This is a genomic window from [Pseudomonas] carboxydohydrogena (assembly GCF_029030725.1).
Taxonomy (GTDB): domain Bacteria; phylum Pseudomonadota; class Alphaproteobacteria; order Rhizobiales; family Xanthobacteraceae; genus Afipia; species Afipia carboxydohydrogena.
In genome coordinates, this window is sequence record NZ_CP113162.1 from 1444990 (window position 1) to 1467954 (window position 22965).

Here is a 22965-nt window from a genome sequence, read left to right on the forward strand (position 1 = left end):
CGAGCGCTCAGGCCGGACGATCGGATGCGCTCTCAGCCCCGTTCTCGTCGAAGCCGTGCATGCGCAGCGCCCATTGCAGGCCGACGACCGCGCCTTTTACGGGTTGCAATAGCAAAAGCGCCGATACGAGCGTGATCGGCAGATAGATCGCCAGTTGCAGGGGGATGGGCGGCGAGTAGTTGGTCTCGACCCACAGCATGATCGGCACCACGATGTGCCCGACGATGACGATGACGAGATAGGCGGGGAGATCGTCGGCGCGGTGATGGGTGAAGTCCTGCCCGCAATGGGAACAGCAGTCGGCGGTTCTCAGGTAGGTGCGGAACAGCTTGCCTTCGCCGCAGTTCGGGCAGCGGCCACGGCAGCCGCGCAGCATCGCATTCCACAGATTGCGCTTTGTGGGCGCGGCCATCGACGGAGTCCAAATCTTCGCCGGGGTCTCGGGAGTCCGCACCGCGCTATTCATCATTTACCTCGTTTGCCTTTGCCGGGTTTGATCTTGCCGGGCTTGCGAGCCTTGCTGTTGTCTTTGCCCTTGGGGCCTCGTCCTGTCTTCGCCTTCGCGCCGCGTTTCGGGCCGATATGTTTTCGACTTCCTAATTCACGCTTGCCGCGCGGCACCTTGGTTCCCTCCGACAGGAGTTCGAACCGCAGCGCACCGGCGACCGGCGCTGCTTCTACCAGACGAACCTCCACGACGTCACCCAGTCTGTGCATGGCACCACTGCGCGTTCCGATCAGCGCATGGCGGGTTTCGTCGAAATGGTAGAATTCGCTGCCGAGCGTCCTGACCGGAATCAGGCCGTCGGCGCCCGTTTCATTCAGTTTGACGAACAGCCCCGCCTTGGTGACGCCGGAAATGCGGCCCTCGAAGATCGCGCCGACGCGGTCGGCGAGGAAATGCGCGATCAGCCGGTCGGTGGTTTCGCGTTCCGCCTTCATGGCGCGCCGTTCGGTGAGCGAGATCGCGGCGGCGACTTCGCCCAGCGTTTCCAGCGTCTCGTGTTCGGGCAGCGCACCGTCGCCGAGGCCAAGCGCACGGATCAGCGCGCGGTGCACGATCAGGTCGGCGTATCGCCTGATCGGGGACGTGAAATGCGCATAGCGCCGCAGGTTGAGGCCGAAATGTCCGTAATTCTCGGAAGCGTATTCGGCCTGCGCCTGCGAGCGGAGCACGACCTCGTTGACGAGCGATTCGGTGTCGCGGCCCTTCACCTGCGCGAGGATGCGGTTGAACACCGCAGGCCGCAGCGCACCGGATTTGGTGAACGGCATGTCGAGCGTCTTGAGGAATTCGTGAAGGTTGTGGACCTTCTCCTGCGTGGGCTGGTCGTGCACGCGATAGATCAGCGGCAGTGCCTTCTTCTCCAGCGTCTCCGCGGCGGCGACGTTGGCGAGGATCATGAATTCCTCGATCAGGCGATGCGCGTCGAGACGTTCCGGCGTGGTGACGCGGTCCACCGTGCCATCTGGTTTCAGGAGGATCTTGCGTTCGGGCAATTCCAGTTCGAGCGGATCGCGCGCGTCGCGTGCCCGTTTCACCAGCGCATAGGCCGTATAGAGCGGCGCGATGATGGACTGGAGCAGGGGACCTGTCGTGTCGTCGGGCCGCCCGTCGCGCGCGGCCTGCGCCTGCGCGTAGGAGAGCTTCGCGGCCGACCGCATCAGGATGCGGTGGAAGCTGTGCGAGCGCTTGGCGCCGTCCGCGCCGATCACCATGCGCACGGCGATGGCGCCGCGCGGTTCGTTCGGCTTCAGCGAGCACAGGTCGTTCGAGATGCGCTCGGGCAGCATCGGCACCACGCGGTCGGGGAAATAGACCGAGTTGCCGCGCTTGAGTGCTTCGCGGTCGAGCGCGGAGTCCGGCCGCACGTAGTAGGCGACGTCCGCGATGGCAACGTTGACGATAAAGCCGCCTTTGTTGGACGGATCGTCATCGGGCGTGGCGTGTACCGCGTCGTCGTGATCCTTGGCGTCCGGCGGATCAATAGTGATGAGCGGCACATCGCGCCAGTCCTCGCGGCCCTTGAGAGACGCGACCTTGGCGGCTTCCGCCTCGTCGATCGCGGCGCGCGGAAACTCCTGCGGAATTTCATGGGCGTGAATGGCGATCAGGCTGATGGCCTTCTCGGTCTTCATCGAGCCGAGCCGTTCGCGCACGCGCCCGGCGGGCAGGCCGTAGCCGCGCGAGCGGATCAGTTCGACACTGACGAGATCGCCGTCCTGCGCGTCGGCGCTGTCGGCGGCGGCGATGGCAAGCTCGCGTCCGGCCTGCTTCTTGTCGACGGGGATCATCCGGCCGCCGCCCTGGGGGCTCACGCGGAAGATGCCGAGCACGCGGTTTCTGGTTTTTTCCAGCACCTTGATGACGCGGCCGATGTAGAGAGCCGCGCGTTCGCCGCGCTCGCGCTTCTCCAGCCGCAGCAGCACGCGCTCGCCGACGCCAGCGACGGTGCCGGGCTTGGGGCGGCGCGGCGTGTGGATGTGGATGACAGGGGCAGGGCCGTCGATGTCCTCGGCCCATTCGGCGGGGACGGCGATCAGATCGCCATCGCTGTCGGTTCTGGTCACGTCGGCGACAAGGGTCGGCGGCAGCTCTCGCGCGTCATGCACGCGCTTGCCTTGTCTGGCGATCACGCCTTCGTCGGTGAGTTCGCGCAAGATCCGGCGCAGCGCCGCGCGGGATTCGTTCTTGAGGCCGAAGTGCCGCGCCAGTTCGCGCGTACCGGCCTCGCGAGGGTTGGTCTTGATGAACGCGACGATGCTCTCCTTGTCGGGAAAGCCATCGGTCGCGCCATGCTTGTTTTTCATTATCCGCGTGCTTTTCCGGCGCTCTTTTTCGAAGCCACCTTGGCGGGCGATTTCGCGACAGCCTTTGTTGCCGTTTTCGCCGCCGCGCGGGGCTTGGCCTTGGCGGCGGTTTTCGCGCGAGGTGCCGCCGCCTTCTTGGCAACGGCTTTGGGCTCGGCGTCGTCGCTCTTGGCCGTTGCCTTTTTCGCGGTCTTCTTCGGAGCGGCTTTTTTCGCGGCACCGCGCTTAGCCTTGCCGCCGCCCTTGGCCGCGCGCGCCTCGATCAGCGCGATCGCTTCCTCGAGCGTGATCTGCTCCGGCTCCCTGTCGTCGGGGATCGTGGCGTTGATGCCGTCGATCGAGACGTAGGCGCCGTAGCGGCCCTTCTTGAGCATGATCTTGCCGCCGCGCGCCGGATAGTCGCCGACTTCCTTGCCGGGATCGGCGCCGAAACGGCGGCTCGGTCCCTTGGCGATCTTCTCGGCGATCAGCGTCACCGCGCGGTTGAGGCCGACATTATAAACATCGTCGCCAGCCTCGAGGCTCGCATAGGTCTTGCCGTGGCGCACGAACGGCCCGAACCGGCCGATGCCCGCGGTGATGATCTCACCGTCTTCCGGGTGCGGGCCGACATCGCGCGGCAGCGACAGCAGCTTGAGCGCGAGATCGAGTTCGACATCGGCGGGCGACATGTTCTTCGGAATGCCCGCGCGTTTCGGCTTCTCGTCCTCGGCATAATCCTTCGGCTCGCCGAGCTGGATGTAGGGACCGAAGCGTCCCGCCTTCACAGCAACATCGAGATCGGTTTTCGGGTCCTTGCCGAGCACGCGGTCGCTCGATGCGCTCGACGAGGCGAGGGGGCGCGTGTAGCGGCACTCGGGATAGTTCGAGCAGCCGACGAAGGCGCCGAACTTGCCGGCCTTGAGATTGAGTTTGCCGGTGCCGCAGCTCGGGCACTGGCGCGGATCGCCGCCGTCGGCGCGCGGCTCGTAGATGTGCTCGCCGAGCATGGCGTCGAGCACGTCGAGCACTTCGGAGACGCGGACATCCTTGATGTCGTTGACCGAGCCGATGAAGTCGCGCCAGAAATCCTTCAGCACCGACTTCCATGCGACTTCGTTGTTGGAAATCTTGTCGAGTTTTTCCTCGAGGTCGGCGGTGAAATCGAATTCGACGTAGCGCGTGAAGTATTTTTCAAGAAAGGCAACGACGACGCGGCCCTTGTCCTCGGCGGAGAGGCGCTTCTTCTCGAGCTTCACGTAGCCGCGGTCCTTCAGGACTTGCAGAATCGAGGCGTAGGTGGACGGGCGGCCGATGCCGAGTTCTTCCATCCGCTTGACGAGCGAGGCTTCCGAAAAACGCGGCGGCGGCTCGGTGAAGTGCTGGGTGACGGCAAGGCTCTCGCGCTTCAGAGCCTCGCCTTCGCTCATCGCGGGCAGGCGGCGGCTGTCCTCGTCCTCGGGATCGTCGTCGCGGCCTTCCTGATAGACCGCGAGGAAGCCGTCGAACTTCACAACCTGTCCGGACGCGCGCAGGTCGAGCGTGCGGGAGCCCGCCTTCGCGGTGATGTCGACGGTGGTGCGCTCCAGTTCGGCCGATTCCATCTGGCTCGCGACGGTGCGCATCCAGATCAGTTCATAAAGGCGATACTGGTCGTTATCGAGCCGCGCTTTCAGCTTGGCGGGGCGGCGCGACACGTCCGTGGGGCGGATCGCTTCGTGGGCTTCCTGCGCGTTCTTGGCTTTCGACGAGTACTGGCGCGGCGAGTCCGGCACGTAAGCGTTGCCGTAGTCCTCGCCGATCACCTTGCGCAAGGCGGGGATTGCTTCCGGCGTGATGGAGACGCCGTCGGTTCGCATGTAGGTGATGAGGCCGGTGGTCTCGCCGCCGATGTCGATACCTTCATAGAGACGCTGCGCGATGCGCATGGTGTGCGCCGGCGCGAAGCCGAGCTTGCGGCTGGCTTCCTGTTGCAGCGTCGAGGTGGTGAAGGGCGCCTGCGGATTGCGGCGCGCGGGCTTGGCTTCCACCAGCGCGACGGAGTAGGTGCCGTTTTCCAGCGCCTTCCTGAAATCCTCGGCTTCCGCGCCGCTGCCGATGTCGAGCCGCTGGATTTTCTTGCCGTCGGCGCCGACGAGTCGCGCCTCGAAGGTCTCGTTGCGCGGGGTCGCGAGCGTGGCGACCAGCGACCAGTATTCGCGCGGCACGAATTTCTCGATCTCAAGCTCGCGGTCACAGACCAGACGCAGCGCCACGGACTGCACGCGGCCAGCCGAACGCGCGCCCGGCAGCTTGCGCCACAACACCGGCGATAGCGTGAAGCCGACGAGATAATCCAGCGCGCGGCGCGCCATGTAGGCGTCCACCAGCGCGCCGTCGATCTCGCGCGGGTGCTGCATCGCCTCGGTGATCGACTGCTTGGTGATGGCGTTGAAGACGACGCGCTCGATCTTCTGATCCTTCAGCGCGCGCTTCTGCTTCATGACCTCCAGCACGTGCCAGGAGATCGCCTCGCCCTCGCGATCGGGGTCGGTTGCGAGGATCAGCTTGTCGGCGCCCTTGAGCGCCTTGGCGATGTCGTTGAGCCGGCCCGCCGCCTTGGGGTCGGTTTCCCAGATCATCTGAAAATTGGCGTCCGGATCGACCGAACCGTTCTTGGCCGGAAGGTCGCGGACATGGCCGTAGGAGGCCAGAACCTCATAGGAGGAGCCCAGATATTTATTGATCGTCTTGGCCTTCGCAGGCGACTCCACAATGACGAGATTCATTTGAATCCAATGAGTTAGGCTGAAAATAAACCCCGGAATCACCGCGAGGGGACGGGGCTTTCGGAGCGATACATGGGTAAAGTGGGGGGTGCTGTCAAATGCCGGTCGCTTGAACAGGCAACGGAACCGACACTCAAAGTTGCATTTTTTAATAAAATTAAGCCGGAAGTTGCATAAATCGAAACTTGGAGTATAAGAATATTATCCTGATTCCAGGATAGGCTGAAGTCCATGCCGCCTCGCCGAGACAGATCGACGGAGCACAAATCAGAGCAGCGCGGCGAAGATGGCGGCGCGGAGGAAGCGGCAACCTTTATCTCGGAAACGCTGCTCAATCTGACATCCATCTGCCAGCGGCATCGCTTCGATACGCTCGGCTATCTTCTGGACATGGCGCGCATGGAGGCCGACGGTCTGATGCGGACGCAGCGGAAATCCGGCTCCTGAGGCAACAACCTCAGTTCAGCGAGACCATGCCGCCGCCGTGGCGCTCCAGCCGCCCGGCCATCTCAAGTTCGAGCAGCACCGTGCGCACGATGGCGGGCGAGGTTCCGGCCATCCGCACCAGATCGTCGATCCCGAGCGGCGAGGGACCGAGCAGGCCGACGATCCGCGCCCGGTCGGTTTCCTGCGGCTCGCGACCCTCGTGCGGCGGCTCGTCCTCCTCCATCGGCAGTTCGATCGGGCGGCCCATGATCGGCGCGACGGCATTAATAATGTCTGCGGCGCAGGTCGTCAGCGTTGCTCCCTGCCTGATGAGGTCGTTGGTCCCGGCGGCGCGAGGGTCGAGCGGCGAGCCGGGGACTGCGAACACCTCGCGGCCCTGTTCGTTGGCGAAGCGTCCGGTTATGAGCGATCCGGAGCGATGCGCGGCCTCGACAATGAGGATGCCGAGGGCCACGCCGGAAATCAGGCGGTTGCGGCGGGGGAAGTCGCGGGCACGCGGGCTGTGACCGAGCGGCATTTCCGAGATCGCGCCGCCGCCAGTGTCGATGACCGATGCGAGCAGGCCCTCATGTTCGGGCGGATAGATGCGGTCGTGTCCGCCCGCGAGCACGGCGACGGTGCCGCCATCCAGCGACGCGCGATGCGCCGCCTGATCGATGCCGCGCGCCAGCCCCGAGGCGATGACAAAGCCCGCGTCCGCCAGATCGCGCGCGATGCCTTGCGTGAATTTCAGCCCGACGCCGGAGGCGTTGCGCGAGCCGACGATGCCGATCATCGGCCGCATCTCGGTCTCGTGTGCGCCGCGCACGCCTAAGAGTGGCGGAGGATCGTCAATCAGTGCAAGCCGGGGCGGATAGCCGTGTTCGCCGGGGGCAAGCAAGGCGACGCCGAGCCTGTGGCTTGCCTCGATTTCGCGCTCGGCGTTTTCAATCGAACAGATCCGCCCGGCACCGCTCGCGCCGCCGCGACGTGCGAGGTCCGGCAGGCGCTCGAGCGCCGCTCTGGCGCTGCCGCAATGATTGACGAGGGAGCGAAAGGTTCGCGGCCCGACATGTTCGCTGCGGATCAGCCGCAGCCAGTCGATGCGCTGGGCGTCGCTCAACCTGATGGGCGCTGATGCGAGCCTGTCCACGACCGCCTCCCGAAGCGGCCAGTGTTGCGCAAGTCGGGGCAGGGAACAATGCGGGTTGTTGCGGAATGAGGGGCTTTACCCCTTCGCGCCGATCTTGCCCTCGGAGCCGTCCATCAGGCGGCGGATATTGGCGCGGTGCTTGAACCACAGGATGGCGGAGAGCACGGCGAACAGGGCGGCCAGAGGCAAATATTGCAGCCATAGGAGCAGCGGGGGGATCGCGGCGCTGGCGATCAGCGCGGCCAGCGAGGAATAGCGGGTGATGGCGGCAATCGCGAGCCAGATGGCGCAAAAGATCAGTGCCGCCGGCCACCACAGCCCCAGCAGCACGCCGATATAGGTGGCGACACCCTTGCCGCCCCTGAACTTCAGCCAGACAGGAAGGATGTGGCCGAGAAAAGCGCCGAGGCCCGCGGCAATGGCGGCGTCATACCCGAACAGGTAGCGGGCGAGCAGCACGGCTATGGTGCCCTTGAGCATGTCGCCGGCAAGCGTTGCGGCGGCGAGGCCCTTGCGCCCTGTGCGCAGCACATTGGTCGCGCCGATATTGCCCGAGCCGATGGAGCGCAGATCGGCGGTGCCCGCGCGGCGCGTGATCAAGAGGCCGAACGGGATCGAGCCGAACAGATAGCCAATTCCCAATGCAAGTGCGTTCGCGGCTGCGGGCGACAAATCCATGCGCTCACACCTGCTCGAATACGGTACGGCCGCCGACGAACGTGCGCACCGCGCGTCCGGTGAAGCGCGCTTCGTCGAACGGCGTGTTCTTGCACTTCGATTTCAGATCGGCGGGATCGAGGATCCACGGCGTATCGAGATCGATCACCACGATGTCGGCCGGCCGGCCCTTGCGCAGCGTGCCGCCGGGAAGTCCGAGCAGTTCGGCGGGGCGCGTCGACATCGCGCGGATGAGGCGGGAGAGTTCGATCTCGCCATTGTGGACAAGGCGCAGGCCTGCCGAAAGCATGGTTTCCAGACCGATCGCACCGGAAGCGGCTTCCGCGAACGGCAGGCGCTTCACCTCGACGTCCTGCGGGTTGTGATCCGACATGATGACGTCGATGAGTCCGGAAGCGAGGGCGGCCACAAGCTCCTTGCGGTCATCCTCGGTGCGCAGCGGCGGCGACAGCTTGAGAAACGTCCTGTAGGGGCCGATGTCGTTTTCGTTCAGCGTCACATGATTGATCGAGGCGGAGGCGCTGACGGCAAGGCCCGCCTCGCGCGCGCGCCGCAGGATGTCGAGCGACTCGGTGCAACTGATGGAGGCGGCGTGATAGCGCCCGCCGGTCAGCGCCACGAGGCGCATGTCGCGCTCCAGCATCACCGCCTCGGCGGCGCTGGGCGCGCCGGTCAGGCCGAGGCGTGAGGCGAGTTCGCCTTCGTTCATCACGCCTTCGCCCGCGAGGTTGGGATCCTCGGTGTGGTGGACGATCAGCACGTCGAAATCGCGCGCATAGGTGAGGGCGCGGCGCATCACCTGCGCGTTCATCACGCTTTTCGCGCCATCGGTGAAGGCGACAGCGCCCGCGGCCTTCAAGAGGCCGAACTCGGTCATCTCCTCGCCGGCGAGACCCTTGGTCAGCGCGGCCATCGGGTGGATGTTGACCACGGCGGTGTCGCGGGCGCGGCGCAGCACGAAATCCACGGTCGCCGAATTATCGGTGACGGGCTTGGTATCGGGCTGGCAGATGATGGTGGTGATGCCGCCCGCCGCCGCCGCCTGGCTCGCGGAGGCGAACGTCTCGCGGTGGCCCGCGCCGGGTTCGCCGACGAAGGCGCGCATGTCGATCAGGCCGGGGGCGACGATCTTGCCCGCGCAGTCGATGATCTCGGCGCCTTCGGGCGCGTGGCTCTTGCCGACACCGGGCCCGGCCTCGGCGATAACGCCGTCCTGGATCAGCACGCCGCCGCGACCGTCGAGATCGCATGAAGGATCGATCAGGCGGGCGTTGGCGAGGAGCGTGGGGCGGTTATCTTTCAGCATGTTTCACGCATTCGGCAGGTTGCGGGCGAGTGCTTCGAGCACCGCCATGCGCACCGCCACTCCCATTTCGACCTGTTCGCGGATCAGCGATTGCGCGCCGTCCGCGACGATGGAGTCGATCTCGACTCCGCGATTCATCGGGCCCGGGTGCATCACGAGCGCATCGGGTTTGGCATAGGCCAGCTTCTTCTGGTCGAGGCCGTAGAACTGGAAATATTCCGAGCTCGACGGCACGAATGAGCCGCTCATGCGCTCGCGCTGCAATCGCAACATCATCACGATGTCGGCGCCGTTCAATCCCTCGCGCATGTCGTGCGCGACCTCGACGCCCATCCGCTCGATGCCGGGCGGCAGCAGCGTGGAGGGACCGACGACGCGAACCCGCGCGCCCATCAAATTGAGCAGGATGATGTTGGAGCGGGCGACGCGCGAATGCAGCACGTCACCGCAGATCGCGATCAGCAGGCCTTCCAGCCGTCCCTTGTTGCGGCGGATGGTGAGCGCGTCGAGCAGCGCCTGCGTCGGGTGTTCGTGCGCGCCGTCGCCTGCGTTGACGACGGAGCCGTCCACCTTGCGCGCCAGAAGCTCGACCGCGCCGGAAGCGTGATGACGCACCACCAGAATGTCGGGATGCATCGCGTTTAGCGTCACGGCGGTGTCCATCAGCGTCTCGCCCTTGCGCATCGAGGACGAGGAAACGGACATGTTCATGACGTCCGCGCCGAGCCGCTTGCCTGCGATCTCGAACGAGGACTGGGTGCGGGTGGAGTTCTCGAAGAACAGATTGACCTGGGTGCGGCCGCTCAGGACGCTGCTTTTCTTGTCCACCTGCCGGTTCAGTTCGACATATTCATCGGCGAGGTTGAGAAGGCCGGTGATGTCGGCGGCGGAAAGGCCTTCGATGCCCAGCAGATGCCGGTGCCCGAGGACGAAACTCGATTTTGGTGCAGGGGTCATTAAAGCCAAACCTATAGGCAGACTTGGCTTTCGGAGCAAGGCGGATTCGACGGCTGTGGACGGTTCGCGCGCGCCCCTGCGCGGCAGGGTAAATGGCGGCCGGAAGGGTCTCGCCGATGGCCGGAGAAAACGGGGCCAACGGCAGATGCGCGCCCAGCCGCCCTGAAAGGCGCCGCTATTTCTTGCTGCCCTCGTGGATGCCCTTGTAACCGTCGCTCGCCGTGCCCTGGGTCTTCGCGGCGTTCGGTCCGGTTTCCGGCTGGCCGGACTGGGCGTCGTGGCCCGAGGCTTGTGGCGATTCGGCCGGCGCGGACTGTTTCGCATCCGGCTTGTCGCTGGTGGCCGGCTGGGTGGGATTCTGTGCCGCCGGGCTTTGCGTGGACGTATTTTGCGCCGATGCGCCATACGCGCTCAGAATCATCGCCGCGATAGCCGCGGCAAGAAGGGGCTTCACCTGCATCTGGCATTCCTCCGGTGTTGGTTGCCGGGAAACCTCGTGCGGCAGGGCAGGTTCCGGAAAATTTCTCGCTGCGGCGATTTTCCGCGCCATGCCGCTGGCGCTAGACTTGCCCCCATCCGGCCCGAATCGGAGTGCGTGCCGCTCCGTCTTCGTCAGGAGCATCGCCATGCCGTTTGCCCGCGCCGCCGTGCTCAACCAGCCGCCGCCGTTTTGCGACGTCAATCTGTTTAATTGCGACGCTCCGCTGATGGAGGCGGTGGCTGCCTATGGCGCGCGGGATCGTGCGGAGGACCTGTCGCTGTTTGGGCGGCTCTGGGGCTCAGTGGCGATGGCGGAGCGCGGGCGGCTCGCCAATGAAAATCCGCCGAAGCTGAAGACATACGACGCGCGTGGATTTCGCCGCGACGAGGTGGAATTTCATCCGGCCTATCACGAGCTGATGGCGCACAGCGCCCATGCCAGGTTGCACAACTCGACATGGACCGCTGCGGGGACGCCGGTAGGAGGCGCTGCGGAAGTCGTGCGCGCGGCGAAGTTCTTCATCGCCGCACAGGTCGAGACCGGGCATCTGTGTCCGATCACGATGACGCGCGCGTCGGTGGCGGCGCTGGCGAGCGACGAGGCGCTGCGCGCGCGGATCATGCCGGTGCTGGGGATGAGCGTTTACGATCCCGCCTTCATGCCGTGGTGGCAAAAGCGCGGCATGACTATCGGCATGGGCATGACCGAGAAGCAGGGCGGCACCGACGTGCGCGCCAACATCACCCGTGCCGAGAAGGACGGCGATGCCTATCGCATCACCGGCCATAAATGGTTCATGTCGGCGCCGATGTCGGATGCGTTTCTCGTGCTGGCGCAGGCGGAAGGAGGTCTCACCTGTTTTGTCATGCCGCGTTTTGCGCCGGACGGCACGGTGAATGCGCTGCGCTTCCAGCGCCTCAAGGACAAGCTCGGCAACCGCTCCAACGCCTCGTCCGAAGTGGAGTTCGAGGGTGCGTATGCACTGCGGCTGGGCGAGGAGGGGCGCGGCATCGCCACCATTATCCAGATGGTGTCGCTGACGCGGCAGGATTGCGCCATCGCCTCCGCCGGGCTGATGCGCTCGGGCCTTGCGCACGCGCTTCACCATGCGCGGCATCGCAGCGTGTTCGGCAAGCATCTCGCCGACCAGCCCTTGATGCGCGGCGTGCTGGCAGACATGGCCCTCCATGTCGAGGCCACGACGGCGCTGGTGATGCGACTGTGCCATGCGTTCGACCGTGCGCCCGATGATCCGCTTGAGAACGCCATCATGCGGCTGATGACGCCGGTGGTGAAATACTGGGTGTGCAAGAGCGCGCCCGCCTTCTTGTACGAGGCGATGGAGTGCCTCGGCGGCAACGGCTATGTCGAGGAAGGCATCATGGAGCGGCATTACCGCGAGGCGCCGGTCAACGCGATCTGGGAAGGCTCCGGCAATGTGATGTGCCTCGACGTGCTGCGGGTGGTGTCGCGCGAGCGCGATGCCGCGGCCGCCGTTCTGGCTCACCTCGCGCAAGAGGGTGGGGATTTGCCGGACGTAAAGGCGGCATTGTCCGCGACCGCTGCGGCGCTGGGCCGGCCGGATGCGGAGGGAACGGCCCGTGACGCCGTGGAAAGCCTCGCGCTTGCGGCCGCCGCCGTGGCGCTGAAGCCGGTCCATCCCGGCCATGCGGCCCTGTTCGCGCAAACGCGACTGGCGCAACGGCACGGGCTGATGTATGGCGCGGTCAGCCTTACGCCCGGCGAGATTGAGGGCCTGCTCGCACGGGCGCTGCCTTAAGCTCTATTGCAACCGAAAGCATATCGATGAGTCTTCCCGAAACGCTCACCGACGACCCCGTTGCGTTGCCGCCCCGCGAGCCGCGCGTCTGGAAATTCTGGGGCACCTCGCTGTGGGGACTGCTGATTTTCATCGCGCTGTTCCTCGGGCAGGGCGCGACGATCGTGATTCTGCTCCTCATGCAGAAAGAACCGCTCACCATGTCCACCTTCGCGAGTTCGCTGACGCATGTGGTCACGGGCGGCAAGGCGCTGTCGCTCTCGGTCATGACCGGCCTGCCGGGCGTGCTGCTCGCGATCTGGCTCGCGACGAAGCTGGCGCGCCAGCGCTTCGCGGATTACCTCGCGCTGAACCGTCCGTCATGGAAATGGCTGCTGATCGGCGCGGTCAGCCTCGCGGTACTGGTCGAGGGATGGGATTTGCTGTCCAAGGCCACCGGCCGCGAGGTGATGCCCGGCTTCATGATGGACACGCTGAAAGCCGCGCAGGCCGACAACACGCTATGGCTGCTCGTTCTCGCCATCGTGGTTGCGGCGCCGGTCACGGAGGAATTCTTCGTGCGCGGCTTTCTATATCGCGGCTGGTCGGAATCCTTCCTGCGGATTCCCGGTGCGATCATCCTGTCCTCGGCGGTCTGGACGATGATGCACCTGCAATACGACTGGTTCTTCCTCGGCGAGGTGTTCTCGATCGGGTTGCTGCTCGGCTATCTGCGCTATCGGAGCAATTCGACATGGCTCACGGTGGTGATCCACGGCCTGAACAATCTCGCGGCGACGATCCAGACCATCTGGCTCGCCTCGCATTCCTGATCCGGGCTATGGCTGGCGGCCGAGCGCCGCGAGCCGGTCCAGCGCGCCTTGCAGGATGAAGATCGCGGCGTGCTCGTCGATCACCTCGGCGCGGCGCGCGCGGCTGACATCGTTGGCGATCAGTTCGCGCTCGACGGCGGCGGTCGAAAGCCGCTCGTCCCACAGGCCGATGGCGAGATCGGTGAGCTTTGCGAAGTTGCGGGCGAAGGCGCGGGTCGATTGCGCGCGCGGGCCTTCGCTGCCGTCCATGTTGATCGGCAGGCCGAGCACAAATCCGGCGCAGGCGCGCTCGCCTGATATTCTCAGCAGTTCGGCGGCGTCCTTTGTGAAGGTCTTGCGCTGGATCGTCGTCACGCCGGTCGCGAGCCGCCGGTCCGGATCGGAGACGGCGACGCCGATGGTCTTGGTGCCGAGGTCGAGCCCGATCAATGCGCCACGCGGCGTCCAGTGCGCGGCGGCCTCGATGAGGGGAAGGATAAGAGCGGGCATGGTGTCGCTTACCATGACGTGGAAAGCCGATGCAAAGCCATCCTATGCCTTTGCCGTCCGCGTGCTCCGTGGCTTTTTCGCTTTTCGGGCCTTCGCGGAGGGCCGTCCCTCTTTTATGGAAGCCATCAGGGTCCGCAGCGCCATGACGGGTGCCGATATCTCGCCCTCGCGCCAGATCAGCGGCGTGACGATTTCGCTTTGCGCGCGCGGAATGGGATTTCGCCGCACGCGCGCGTGAGGCATCGCATCCAGCACGGCCTCCGGCATCAGGGCGATGCCCGCCCCGGCCGCGACGCAGGCGACGATCGCATGATACGATGTCAGTTCCATCACGCGCAGGGTGGCGAGGCTTTCGCGCTTCAGCCAGCGTTGCAGCACGCGGCGATAGGCGCAGCCGGTCGGGAAGGCGATCAGGCTTTGACCCGCGGCCTCGCGCGAACTGGCGATGGGCGGATGATCCGCGCTTGAAATCACCACGAGGCGTTCGCGAAACACCGGCATGTGAGCGAGCCCGCGCACGGATGGCGGCTCGGCGATGAAGGCAGCGTCCAGCCGCCGCTCCGCGACCGCATTGACCAGCGTGTCGTTGGTGCCGGTGGTCAATTCAAGGCGCACATCGGGATAGCGGCGGTGAAACTCGGCCAGCACGGCGGGCAGACGGCTGGCGGACGTGCTTTCCAGCGCGCCGAGTTTCAAGAGGCCATGGGGCGGCGCGCCGGACACGGCGTTGCGTGCTTCCTCGGACAGCCGGATCAGCCGCTCGGCGTAGTCGAGCAGCAGTTCGCCGCTCGGCGACAGATGCAGCCGCTGGCGGTCGCGATGAAACAGCGGCACGCCGATGGTGCTTTCCAGTTGCTTGATGCGCGTCGTGACGTTCGAGGGCACGCGATGCAATTTCTGCGCGGCCTTGATGATGCCGCCTTCCTCGGCGACGGCCTTGAACATCTGTAAATCCGTGAAGTTCATCGCGGCCTCTGATGGTCTCATGATCGAGTATTCTCAAAAAGAGAATATGTTATTCTTTATTATTCAATATCCGAGAATATGTCGCCAGTCTACTCTCGCGGCGAATGAGTTCAATCGCCGGATACGCCATGTCATCTGCTTCCGTCCCGACCGCATCGCCCTCAATGCCGCGCGCCGGCTCCATCGCGTGGATCGGACTTGCCGGGCTGGCGGTGGCGATGGGGATCGGGCGCTTCGCCTTCACGCCTGTGCTGCCGTTGATGCAGCAGGAGGGAAGCGTCGGTCTGGTGGAGGGCGGCTGGCTCGCGACCGCCAATTACGTTGGCTACCTTGCCGGGGCGTTGATCTGCATCTGGTGGCATCCCCGTCCGGCCACGGCCGTGCGCTGGGGGCTTCTGTCGATCGCCATGCTTACTCTCGCGATGGGCCTGACGCGGGGTTTCCCGCTCTGGCTGATCCTGCGGTTTCTGGCCGGTGCGGGCAGCGCCTTCGTGCTGGTGGGCGTATCCGCCTGGGCGATGCCGCGCCTCGCGCTGGCGCACAAGGAGACATGGTCGGGATATGTCTTCTCGGGCGTGGGCGTCGGCATCTGCTTTGCCGGTGTTTTATGCCTCGTCGCGGGCGTCATTGCCTTGGGCGCGAACCTGACATGGATCGGCCTTGGCGTCGTCGCCGCGCTGTTCACGTTGGTGCTCTGGTTGCCGCTGACGGGCGACGATGGGCACGAGGTTTTGCCGCCGAAATCCCGGCCCGCTCCCCTGAGCGGAGAAGCGTGGCTGGCGGCGCTGTGCTACGGCGCGTTCGGTTACGGCTACATCATTCCCGCAACTTTTCTGCCTGCCATGGCGCGCGACGTCATCACCGATCCGGTGATGTTCGGCATGGTGTGGCCGGTGTTCGGCGCGGCGGGCGCGATCTCGACGATCTGCGCCGCGAAATTCCTGCCGCATCATTCGGCGCGGCGTCTGTGGATTTTCGGACAATGGGTTCTGGCGGCCGGCGTGGTCGCGCCAGTGTTCGTCGTCAATCTATATGCGTTGCTGTTCTCGGCGTTGTGCGTCGGAAGCACCTTCATGGTCATCACCATGGCTGGCATCCGCGAAGCGCGTCGCCTTGGCGGTGCGCATCCGGGGCGGCTGATCGCGCTCTACACGGCGGCTTTCGCGGTGGGACAGATTCTCGGCCCGCCAACGGTGAGCCTGTTTGGCGGAGGACTGGTGGTGCCAAGCGTGATCGCGGCGCTGGTTCTCGTCGTGAGCAATCTGGTGCTGGGGTGGAGTGCCCAAGCCTCGGGAAAAGAATAGGAAGAAGGACAACCGATATGCATCAGCACCCTGACCGCATGCCTCCGCTTGGGCTGGAGCAACTGGACGACGGCCAGAAGGCAGCAGCGCAGGCGCTCATTGACGGGCCGCGAAAGGGTGTCAAAGGACCCTTCATCCCGCTCTTGCGAAGCCCGCAACTGCTCGACCGCTTGCAGCGGGTCGGAGAGTACATCCGCTTCGACAGCAGCTTGCCGCCGCGGTTGTCCGAATTCGCCATGCTGGTGGTGGCGCGCGCCTGCACCCAGCAGTTCGAATGGTTCACGCATGTTCCGCTGGCGCTCAAACTCGGCACCAGCTCCGAGACCGTCGAGGCAATCCGGTGCGGACGGCGCCCGGACGACATGAATACGGATGAAACTCTGGTCTACGACTTCACGCAGGAATTGCTTGCGCATCGCGGTGTCTGCGATTCGACCTATGCCAGAACAGTGAACCGGCTTGGCGAGCGCGGGGTGGTCGATCTGACCGGGCTGATCGGTTATTTCCTGACCGTGTCGCTGGTGCTTAACGTCGCGCACACGCCGCCGGAGACTGTCGATGGCGTGAAGGCGCTGCCGGCCTTGCCACTATAGGCAATATGACACGGATTCCGCCGCTACCGGGCAGGGCGGATAACAGCCAAATGGCGTGATTTTTTACTGCTTTTTCGCCCTTTTTCCCCTGATTTCCCCTTGGCCGGAAAATGCTTTATAGGCAGGCCATTGGAGCCGCCGAGGCGGTATTCCGGAGCCAAATCTGGGGCCATATCTAATGTCAGTCGATGCAGCCACGGTTCGCCGGATCGCGCAGCTTGCGCGGATCGCCGTCAGGGACGAGGAGGTGCCGCACCTTCAGGGCGAACTGAACGCGATGCTCGCTTTCATCGAGCAGTTGTCCGAGGTCGATGTCGAGGGTATCGAGCCGATGACCTCCGTGATGCCGATGGAGATGAAGAAGCGTCACGACCTCGTCAACGATGGCGAGATATCGAGCCTCGTGCTGGCCAACGCGCCGGTGACCGAGGATCACTTCTTTCTCGTGCCCAAGGTGGTCGAATAGCGGCACGGTGCTCCGATGTGCGAACTTTGCAGCGACGAAGACTTCTATCAGGCGTTCATGGACTACCTCGACGACATGGAACGGCAGGGCAAAACGCCGGACCCCGACGAAGGACATGACGTCGCCCTGAAAGCCTCCATGGCTGCCAAACGCGCCAAACGATCTCCCTTTATCTGCGACCCGATTGAGACGAATGACTGATCTGACCGCACTGACGCTCGCCGAAGCCAAACAGGGCCTCACCGAGAAAGCTTTCACGGCGCTCGAACTGACCGACGCGCATCTGGCCGCGATGGAGGGTGCGCGCATTCTCAACGCCTATGTGCTGGAGACGCCCGAGCAGGCGCGCGCGATGGCGAAGGAGGCCGACGCCAAAATTGCGAAAGGCGAGGGCGGCAACCTTCTCGGTATTCCGCTCGGCATCAAGGATCTGTTCGCGACAAAAGATGTGCGGCTCACGGCTTGCTCGAAAATCCTCGGCGATTTCAAGCCGCCTTATGAATCGACCATCACGGCGCAGCTCTGGCGCGACGGCGCGGTGCTGCTCGGCAAACTGAACAACGACGAATTCGCGATGGGCTCCTCGAACGAGACCTCTGCGTTCGGCAATGTCATCAATCCGTGGCGGCGCGAGGGATCTGATGCGGCGCTGGTGCCGGGCGGCTCCTCCGGCGGTTCGGCGTCGGCGGTGGCGGCGGGTCTGTGTTTAGGTGCGACCGGGACCGATACCGGCGGTTCGATCCGCCAGCCTGCGGCCTTCACCGGCATCGTCGGCATCAAGCCGACTTATGGCCGCTGCTCGCGCTGGGGCGTGGTCGCGTTCGCGTCATCGCTCGATCAGGCAGGCCCGTTCGCGCGCACGGTGCGCGATACCGCCATCATGCTGCGCTCGATGGCCGGGCACGATCCGAAAGACACCACCTCGGTCGATCGCGCGGTGCCGGATTACGAAGCGGCGATCGGCAGGTCCGTGAAGGGCATGAAGATCGGCATTCCGAAGGAATATCGCCTCGACGGCATGTCGCCGGAAATCGAGAGACTGTGGACGCAGGGCGCGGAATGGCTGAAGGCGGCGGGCGCGGAGATCGTCGAGGTCTCGCTGCCGCACACCCGATACGCGCTGCCGGCTTATTATGTCGTGGCGCCAGCCGAGGCGTCGTCGAACCTCGCGCGCTACGATGGCGTGCGTTACGGCGCGCGCGTCGATGGCAAGACCATCTCCGAGATGTACGAGAACACCCGCGCCGCGGGCTTCGGGCCGGAAGTCCGCCGCCGCATCATGATCGGTACCTATGTGCTTTCGGCCGGTTACTACGACGCTTATTATCTGCGCGCGCAGAAGGTTCGCACCCTCATCAAGAAGGACTTCGAGGACGTGTTTGCCAAGGGCGTGGACGCCATCCTCACGCCCGCGACGCCATCGGCGGCGTTCGGCATCGGCGAGAAGGGCAAGGCCGACCCGGTCGAGATGTATCTCAACGACATCTTCACGGTGACGGTGAACATGGCGGGCCTGCCGGGCATCGCCGTGCCTGCGGGCAAGGACGCGCAGGGCCTGCCGCTCGCCTTGCAACTGATCGGTCGTCCGTTCGACGAGGAGACGCTGTTCTCGCTCGGCGAGACCATCGAGCAGGCGGCGGGACGGTTCGAGCCGAAGAGGTGGTGGTGATGAGCATATCGGATTTGAAGGCCAGCCTCGCGCAAACCTCGCCACCGGCCAATCTGTCGCATCCGCTGACGGCGCTGTGGTGGGTTGCGAAGGGAAACTGGGAACAGGCACATTCCCTTGCGCAACAGACGCCAACGGCGGACGGTGCGTGGGTTCATGCGCATATCCATAGGGTCGAAGGCGATCTCGGCAATGCGGGCTACTGGTATGGCCGGGCAGGCAAGCCCGTGTCGTCCGAGCCGCTTGAAACCGAATGGGACCAGATCGCGTCGGAACTGTTGGGCAGGAACTGATGTCGTCGGAACCGAAAAATCTGCCGGAACTGCGCGAGGTCATCGACCGGATCGACCGCGATCTCGTTGCGCTGATTTCCGAGCGTGTGCGCTGCCTCGATCAGGTGATCGCCGTGAAACTGCGGGAAGGGCTTCCGGCCGCGATCCCGGAGCGGGTCGAGGAGGTCGTCGCCCATGTCCGCGCCGAGGCCGAAGCCGTGGGCGTGCCGCCGGATCTTGCCGAAATGCTCTGGCGCAATCTCATCGGCTGGTCGATCGATTACGAAGAAGAGCACATCAAGAGCGCCAAATCCTAAAATCCGGGCGAAACCGTTAACCCTGTTGGACGTGGACGTCGGGGTATTAGGAAAAAAGCCACGCTAACTCTCAAGACTCGGCGCTTGAGGAAAGACGGCATGTCACGCGTACGTTCAGTGTTGGGAAGTCTGTCGGTTTGCGCGCTGCTGATCGGCTGCGCGACGATCCGGAACGACCCCGTCAATATTGCCGGTACGCCGCCGAATCTGGCCAACAGCCTCGGGCCGGCCTTCGAGGAAAACACCAGCGCGGATCAGACGATCATCGGGCTGTCCTTTTCCGGCGGCGGCACGCGCGCGGCGGCTTACGCCTACGGCGTGCTGTCGGAAATGGAGCGGATTCCGCTGCGCGGCGCGCAGGGGCCGATGATCGACCGTGTCGAGTTCATCTCCGGCGTGTCGGGCGGCTCCGTCACCGCCGCCTATTACGGTCTCAGGAAAAGAGAGGGTCTTGCCGATTTCCGCGAGAAGTTCTTGCTGCGCAATGCCGAGGAGGGGCTGGAAACCAACCTCAATCTGGCGACGCTGGGCCGGGCTTTCGCGGGCGGCATCAACGATTCCACCGGCTTCCCGCGCTGGCTCGACGCGAACCTGTTCAACGGCGCGACGTTCGGGCAATTCCGCGCGATCGGCAAGCCGCGCGTCTGGATCAATGCCTCCGACATCTACAACAGGACGCCGTTCGTGTTCGGCTCGGTGACCTTCAACGCCATTTGCAGCGATCTGTCGCAATATCCGCTTGCGGACGCCGTCGCGGCATCGGCCGCGGTGCCGGTGGCGTTCGCGCCGGTCGTGATCCAGTCGTTCCCGAAAGCATGCGACCAGCCGTTGCCGTCCTGGGTCGAGCGCGTGCGCCGGAACAAGAACGCGCCGCCGCTGCTGGCGAGCTTCGCCAGCGCGCTCGCCAAGTATCATGACGGCGCGGTGCCCTATATCAAGTTGCTGGACGGTGGCCTCGTCGATAATTTCGGACTGTCGGGCTTCACCATCGCGCGGCTGTCGTCCGACACGCCTTACGGACCGCTCTCGCCGAAGCAGGCCGTGAGATTGCGGCGCGCGCTGTTTCTGGTGGTGGACGCGTCCGCTCCCGGACCGTCACCCCAGTGGATCAACACGGTCGAGGGGCCGCGCGGCGCGGACCTTGTGAAGGCCACGGCGGATACGGCCCTTGGCGCCAGCGTCGCGGGCAGCTTCACCGCCTTCACCAGCACCGTGAACGACTGGCAGGGAGCCTTGATCCGGTGGCGCTGCGGATTGTCGGCGGCCGACCGCGCCAGATACGGCGCAGGTCCCGGCTGGAATTGCCGGGACATCAAGTTCTTTGTCGGGCGGCTCGGCTTCGATCAGCTCGATCCGGCGCGCGCGCAGCAGTTGGACAATGTTCCGACCCGGTTTCACCTGCCGCGAGAGCAGGTGGACGACGTGATCGAGGCGGGCCGGGACACGCTGCGGGGAAGTCCGGTTTTCAAGACCTTCGCTGCGAGCCTCTGACACCACCGCGCGGGGGTTTTCTCTTGTTCGCGGGCGCGGTAAAAGCCGCCCCATGAATGCATCCGTCGATCCCAAAAAGCTCATCAGGGGCGTCACCGGCGACTGGGAAGTCGTGATCGGGCTGGAAGTCCATGCCCAGGTGACCTCGAACTCCAAGCTGTTTTCCGGCGCCTCGACCGAATTCGGCGGCGCGCCCAACGAGCATGTGTCGCTGGTCGATGCGGCGATGCCAGGCATGCTGCCCGTGATCAACGAGGAATGCGTCGCGCAGGCGGTCCGCACCGGGCTCGGCCTCAAGGCGCAGATCAACCTGAAATCGACCTTCGACCGGAAGAACTATTTCTATCCCGATTTGCCGCAGGGCTATCAGATCAGCCAGTACAAGTCGCCGATCGTCGGCGAGGGCACGGTCATCATCGACACCCCGGACGGCGGCACCGCGTCGGTCGGCATCGAGCGGCTGCATCTGGAACAGGACGCGGGCAAGTCGTTGCACGACCAGCACCCGGCGATGTCCTATGTCGATCTCAACCGCTCGGGCGTCGCCCTGATGGAGATCGTCTCCAAGCCGGACATGCGCTCGTCCGACGAGGCCAAGGCCTATGTCGCCAAGCTGCGCAGTATCCTGCGTTATCTCGGCACCTGCGACGGCGACATGGAGAAGGGCAACCTGCGCGCCGACGTCAACGTGTCGGTGCGCCGGCCGGGCGAGCCTTTCGGCACCCGCTGCGAGATCAAGAACGTCAACTCGATCCGTTTCATCGGTCAGGCGATCGAGTTCGAGGCCCGCCGCCAGATCGAGATCATCGAGGATGGCGGTACTATCGAGCAGGAGACTCGGCTCTATGACCCCAACAAGGGTGAGACGCGGTCGATGCGCTCCAAGGAGGAGGCGCACGATTACCGCTACTTCCCCGATCCCGATTTGCTGCCGCTGGAATTCACCGCCGCCTATGTCGAGGAACTGAAGGCCGGGCTGCCGGAACTACCCGACGAGAAGCGGGTTCGGTTCATCGAAGCTTACGGCCTGACGCCCTATGACGCCGGCGTTCTGGTTGCCGAGCGGGAGAGCGCCGACTTCTACGAGGCGGTGCTGACTGGGCTCGGCAACGCCGGACGCGACGGCAAGCTCGCCGCCAACTGGGTCATCAACGAGTTGTTCGGCCGCCTGAACAAGGAAGGGCAGGAGATTGCCGCATCCCCGGTCTCGGCTGCGCAGCTTGCCGCGATCATCGACCTGATCGGAGAAGGAACGATCTCCGGCAAGATCGCCAAGGACCTGTTCGAGATCGTCTGGACCAAGGGCGGCGATCCGAAGGCGCTGGTCGAGAGCCTCGGCATGAAGCAGGTCACCGATCTCGGCGCGATCGAGAAGGTGGTGGACGACATCATCGCCGCCAACCCCGACAAGGTGGAGCAAGCGCGCGCCAAGCCGCAACTGATCGGCTGGTTCGTGGGTCAGGTGATGAAATCGTCGGGCGGCAAGGTCAATCCGCAGGCCGTCAACGATCTTCTCAAGACCAAACTCGGCATCTGAACGCGCGAGACACGATCCAAAACGGCGTCGCACGGCATTCGTGCGGCGCCGTTTTTATGTCGGATGGCGTATGTGAGGCGGTGATCGCGATTCGCGAATCGGCGGAGTGAAGTGTCGAAACGGCTGCCGATGCGAGCGCAGATCGCCTCAAAAGGAAAAATCCACGAAAATAATTTCGTTGCCAAAAATTCCGACTCAGAGTCCGCGAAGCGTGTTTTTTCGTGCCGATAGCGCGCGTGCCCGGCTTTCCGCGTTGCATTGCTGCTTTTCATTCGATGCAAGTAATGTCCGTCTATCAGATGTTTTTTGAATTTCTTGCGGCGAGGGACGATCGAAGGCGTCTCGCGCGGCTCTCGCGCCGGCAATGCGTGGCGATGTTTTGAGAGTCAGCGCGGCTGTCGCATCGTGCTTGTTGCGTCAACACTTCCTTAAGCGGGACACTGTTTTTTTTAACGCGTTGGTGTAATCCAAATGCAGTGCATTTCGATTCCCGAGTGCACGACAGCGACAAAGCCATCTCATTAATGGAGGGCAACATGGCCAAGAAAGCGAAGAAGGCGAAAGCCAAGAAGGCGAAGTCGGCAGTGAAGAAGACTGCCAAGAAGACCCGCAAGGTCGCCAAGAAGAAGAAGTAAGGCTCCGCCTTACGGATTGCCGGCAGCTTGAAGCCGGCAACGTCATAAGGACCAGTGTCGGCTTCGGCGGACACT

22 protein-coding genes are annotated in these 22965 nt (G+C 64.4%); 12 read left to right on the forward strand and 10 right to left on the reverse strand.

Annotated features, from left to right (window positions below; translation table 11 throughout):
• Window positions 1-7: 7 nt before the first annotated feature.
• From AFIC_RS07165 to topA, 3 genes are read right to left on the reverse strand one after another with little or no spacing between them, the layout of a single operon-like run.
• On the reverse strand, window positions 8-466 hold the full coding sequence (locus AFIC_RS07165; protein WP_275248663.1) for a DUF983 domain-containing protein: 459 nt from the start codon (window positions 464-466) through the stop codon (window positions 8-10).
• Window positions 466-2811, reverse strand: a complete 2346-nt coding sequence (rnr, locus tag AFIC_RS07170; RefSeq protein WP_275248436.1) for a ribonuclease R — start codon at window positions 2809-2811, stop codon at window positions 466-468. The genes AFIC_RS07165 and rnr overlap by 1 nt, the downstream gene beginning before the upstream one ends.
• Window positions 2811-5558, reverse strand: coding sequence for a type I DNA topoisomerase (gene topA, locus AFIC_RS07175; protein WP_275248437.1), 2748 nt, complete (start codon window positions 5556-5558; stop codon window positions 2811-2813). Before topA ends, rnr begins: the two co-directional genes overlap by 1 nt.
• A gap of 231 nt (window positions 5559-5789) precedes the next feature.
• Here topA and AFIC_RS07180 point away from each other — a divergent pair, with 231 nt between their 5' ends.
• Window positions 5790-6005 (forward strand): hypothetical protein, encoded by a 216-nt coding sequence (locus AFIC_RS07180; RefSeq protein ID WP_275248438.1) that lies wholly within the window; start codon window positions 5790-5792, stop codon window positions 6003-6005.
• 10 nt (window positions 6006-6015) lie between these two features.
• Here the strand turns inward: AFIC_RS07180 and dprA are convergent, their stop codons facing one another.
• From dprA to AFIC_RS07205, 5 genes are all read right to left on the reverse strand, one after another.
• Complete coding sequence (gene dprA, locus AFIC_RS07185; protein WP_275248439.1) at window positions 6016-7137, reverse strand: DNA-processing protein DprA; 1122 nt, start codon at window positions 7135-7137, stop codon at window positions 6016-6018.
• Between the two features lie 75 nt (window positions 7138-7212).
• A complete protein-coding gene (plsY, locus tag AFIC_RS07190; protein WP_275248440.1) occupies window positions 7213-7815 on the reverse strand; it encodes a glycerol-3-phosphate 1-O-acyltransferase PlsY in 603 nt (200 codons plus the stop codon).
• A 4-nt stretch (window positions 7816-7819) separates the two neighbouring features.
• Window positions 7820-9121 (reverse strand): dihydroorotase, encoded by a 1302-nt coding sequence (locus AFIC_RS07195; protein ID WP_275248441.1) that lies wholly within the window; start codon window positions 9119-9121, stop codon window positions 7820-7822.
• Window positions 9122-9124: 3 nt separating this feature from the next.
• Window positions 9125-10078: an aspartate carbamoyltransferase catalytic subunit gene (locus tag AFIC_RS07200; protein ID WP_275248442.1), complete on the reverse strand. Its 954-nt coding sequence runs from the start codon at window positions 10076-10078 to the stop codon at window positions 9125-9127.
• A 175-nt stretch (window positions 10079-10253) separates the two neighbouring features.
• The gene (locus AFIC_RS07205) at window positions 10254-10706 is read right to left on the reverse strand and encodes a hypothetical protein (RefSeq protein ID WP_275248443.1); all 453 of its coding nucleotides are present in this window, start codon (window positions 10704-10706) and stop codon (window positions 10254-10256) included.
• Here AFIC_RS07205 and AFIC_RS07210 point away from each other — a divergent pair.
• Entirely contained in the window at window positions 10705-12339 is a 1635-nt protein-coding gene (locus tag AFIC_RS07210) for an acyl-CoA dehydrogenase family protein (RefSeq protein WP_275248444.1), read from the forward strand. The genes AFIC_RS07205 and AFIC_RS07210 overlap by 2 nt on opposite strands.
• 26 nt (window positions 12340-12365) lie before the next feature.
• Entirely contained in the window at window positions 12366-13151 is a 786-nt protein-coding gene (locus tag AFIC_RS07215) for a CPBP family intramembrane glutamic endopeptidase (RefSeq protein ID WP_275248445.1), read from the forward strand.
• Window positions 13152-13157: 6 nt separating this feature from the next.
• On the opposite strand, the gene ruvX is transcribed toward AFIC_RS07215, so the two are convergent.
• Both ruvX and AFIC_RS07225 read right to left on the reverse strand, forming a co-directional pair.
• On the reverse strand, window positions 13158-13640 hold the full coding sequence (gene ruvX / locus AFIC_RS07220) for a Holliday junction resolvase RuvX (RefSeq protein ID WP_275248446.1): 483 nt from the start codon (window positions 13638-13640) through the stop codon (window positions 13158-13160).
• 42 nt (window positions 13641-13682) lie between these two features.
• Window positions 13683-14627, reverse strand: a complete 945-nt coding sequence (locus tag AFIC_RS07225; protein WP_275248447.1) for a LysR substrate-binding domain-containing protein — start codon at window positions 14625-14627, stop codon at window positions 13683-13685.
• Window positions 14628-14734: 107 nt separating this feature from the next.
• On the opposite strand from AFIC_RS07225, the gene AFIC_RS07230 reads away from it, so the two are divergent.
• The 9 genes from AFIC_RS07230 (at window position 14735) to gatB (ending at window position 22255) form a co-directional block, all read left to right on the forward strand.
• Window positions 14735-15910: a YbfB/YjiJ family MFS transporter gene (locus AFIC_RS07230; RefSeq protein WP_275248448.1), complete on the forward strand. Its 1176-nt coding sequence runs from the start codon at window positions 14735-14737 to the stop codon at window positions 15908-15910.
• 17 nt (window positions 15911-15927) lie between these two features.
• A complete protein-coding gene (locus AFIC_RS07235; protein WP_275248449.1) occupies window positions 15928-16503 on the forward strand; it encodes a carboxymuconolactone decarboxylase family protein in 576 nt (191 codons plus the stop codon).
• Between the two features lie 178 nt (window positions 16504-16681).
• The gene (gatC, locus tag AFIC_RS07240; RefSeq protein WP_275248450.1) at window positions 16682-16969 is read left to right on the forward strand and encodes an Asp-tRNA(Asn)/Glu-tRNA(Gln) amidotransferase subunit GatC; all 288 of its coding nucleotides are present in this window, start codon (window positions 16682-16684) and stop codon (window positions 16967-16969) included.
• Window positions 16970-16984: 15 nt separating this feature from the next.
• Entirely contained in the window at window positions 16985-17170 is a 186-nt protein-coding gene (locus AFIC_RS07245) for a hypothetical protein (protein WP_275248451.1), read from the forward strand.
• Window positions 17163-18638, forward strand: coding sequence for an Asp-tRNA(Asn)/Glu-tRNA(Gln) amidotransferase subunit GatA (gatA, locus tag AFIC_RS07250; RefSeq protein ID WP_275248452.1), 1476 nt, complete (start codon window positions 17163-17165; stop codon window positions 18636-18638). Before AFIC_RS07245 ends, gatA begins: the two co-directional genes overlap by 8 nt.
• Window positions 18638-18931: a hypothetical protein gene (locus AFIC_RS07255; protein WP_275248453.1), complete on the forward strand. Its 294-nt coding sequence runs from the start codon at window positions 18638-18640 to the stop codon at window positions 18929-18931. Before gatA ends, AFIC_RS07255 begins: the two co-directional genes overlap by 1 nt.
• Window positions 18931-19227 (forward strand): chorismate mutase, encoded by a 297-nt coding sequence (locus tag AFIC_RS07260; RefSeq protein ID WP_275248454.1) that lies wholly within the window; start codon window positions 18931-18933, stop codon window positions 19225-19227. The genes AFIC_RS07255 and AFIC_RS07260 overlap by 1 nt, the downstream gene beginning before the upstream one ends.
• 99 nt (window positions 19228-19326) lie before the next feature.
• A complete protein-coding gene (locus tag AFIC_RS07265) occupies window positions 19327-20718 on the forward strand; it encodes a patatin-like phospholipase family protein (RefSeq protein ID WP_275248455.1) in 1392 nt (463 codons plus the stop codon).
• 52 nt (window positions 20719-20770) lie between these two features.
• Window positions 20771-22255, forward strand: coding sequence for an Asp-tRNA(Asn)/Glu-tRNA(Gln) amidotransferase subunit GatB (gene gatB, locus AFIC_RS07270; protein WP_275248456.1), 1485 nt, complete (start codon window positions 20771-20773; stop codon window positions 22253-22255).
• Window positions 22256-22965: the final 710 nt, after the last annotated feature.

What these genes read in the sequence shown, in the direction of transcription:
- ruvX (WP_275248446.1), bottom strand. Translation starts at nt 13,640, where the DNA reads ATGCCCGCTCTTATCCTTCCCCTCATCGAGGCCGCCGCGCACTGGACG.
- AFIC_RS07200 (WP_275248442.1), bottom strand. Translation starts at nt 10,078, where the DNA reads ATGACCCCTGCACCAAAATCGAGTTTCGTCCTCGGGCACCGGCATCTG.
- AFIC_RS07210 (WP_275248444.1), top strand. Translation starts at nt 10,705, where the DNA reads ATGCCGTTTGCCCGCGCCGCCGTGCTCAACCAGCCGCCGCCGTTTTGC.
- AFIC_RS07215 (WP_275248445.1), top strand. Translation starts at nt 12,366, where the DNA reads ATGAGTCTTCCCGAAACGCTCACCGACGACCCCGTTGCGTTGCCGCCC.
- AFIC_RS07255 (WP_275248453.1), top strand. Translation starts at nt 18,638, where the DNA reads ATGAGCATATCGGATTTGAAGGCCAGCCTCGCGCAAACCTCGCCACCG.
- rnr (WP_275248436.1), bottom strand. Translation starts at nt 2,811, where the DNA reads ATGAAAAACAAGCATGGCGCGACCGATGGCTTTCCCGACAAGGAGAGC.
- gatA (WP_275248452.1), top strand. Translation starts at nt 17,163, where the DNA reads ATGACTGATCTGACCGCACTGACGCTCGCCGAAGCCAAACAGGGCCTC.
- AFIC_RS07195 (WP_275248441.1), bottom strand. Translation starts at nt 9,121, where the DNA reads ATGCTGAAAGATAACCGCCCCACGCTCCTCGCCAACGCCCGCCTGATC.
- plsY (WP_275248440.1), bottom strand. Translation starts at nt 7,815, where the DNA reads ATGGATTTGTCGCCCGCAGCCGCGAACGCACTTGCATTGGGAATTGGC.
- AFIC_RS07235 (WP_275248449.1), top strand. Translation starts at nt 15,928, where the DNA reads ATGCATCAGCACCCTGACCGCATGCCTCCGCTTGGGCTGGAGCAACTG.
- AFIC_RS07165 (WP_275248663.1), bottom strand. Translation starts at nt 466, where the DNA reads ATGAATAGCGCGGTGCGGACTCCCGAGACCCCGGCGAAGATTTGGACT.
- AFIC_RS07260 (WP_275248454.1), top strand. Translation starts at nt 18,931, where the DNA reads ATGTCGTCGGAACCGAAAAATCTGCCGGAACTGCGCGAGGTCATCGAC.
- AFIC_RS07205 (WP_275248443.1), bottom strand. Translation starts at nt 10,706, where the DNA reads ATGGCGATGCTCCTGACGAAGACGGAGCGGCACGCACTCCGATTCGGG.
- topA (WP_275248437.1), bottom strand. Translation starts at nt 5,558, where the DNA reads ATGAATCTCGTCATTGTGGAGTCGCCTGCGAAGGCCAAGACGATCAAT.
- AFIC_RS07225 (WP_275248447.1), bottom strand. Translation starts at nt 14,627, where the DNA reads ATGAGACCATCAGAGGCCGCGATGAACTTCACGGATTTACAGATGTTC.
- gatC (WP_275248450.1), top strand. Translation starts at nt 16,682, where the DNA reads ATGTCAGTCGATGCAGCCACGGTTCGCCGGATCGCGCAGCTTGCGCGG.
- gatB (WP_275248456.1), top strand. Translation starts at nt 20,771, where the DNA reads ATGAATGCATCCGTCGATCCCAAAAAGCTCATCAGGGGCGTCACCGGC.
- AFIC_RS07230 (WP_275248448.1), top strand. Translation starts at nt 14,735, where the DNA reads ATGTCATCTGCTTCCGTCCCGACCGCATCGCCCTCAATGCCGCGCGCC.
- AFIC_RS07245 (WP_275248451.1), top strand. Translation starts at nt 16,985, where the DNA reads ATGTGCGAACTTTGCAGCGACGAAGACTTCTATCAGGCGTTCATGGAC.
- AFIC_RS07180 (WP_275248438.1), top strand. Translation starts at nt 5,790, where the DNA reads ATGCCGCCTCGCCGAGACAGATCGACGGAGCACAAATCAGAGCAGCGC.
- AFIC_RS07265 (WP_275248455.1), top strand. Translation starts at nt 19,327, where the DNA reads ATGTCACGCGTACGTTCAGTGTTGGGAAGTCTGTCGGTTTGCGCGCTG.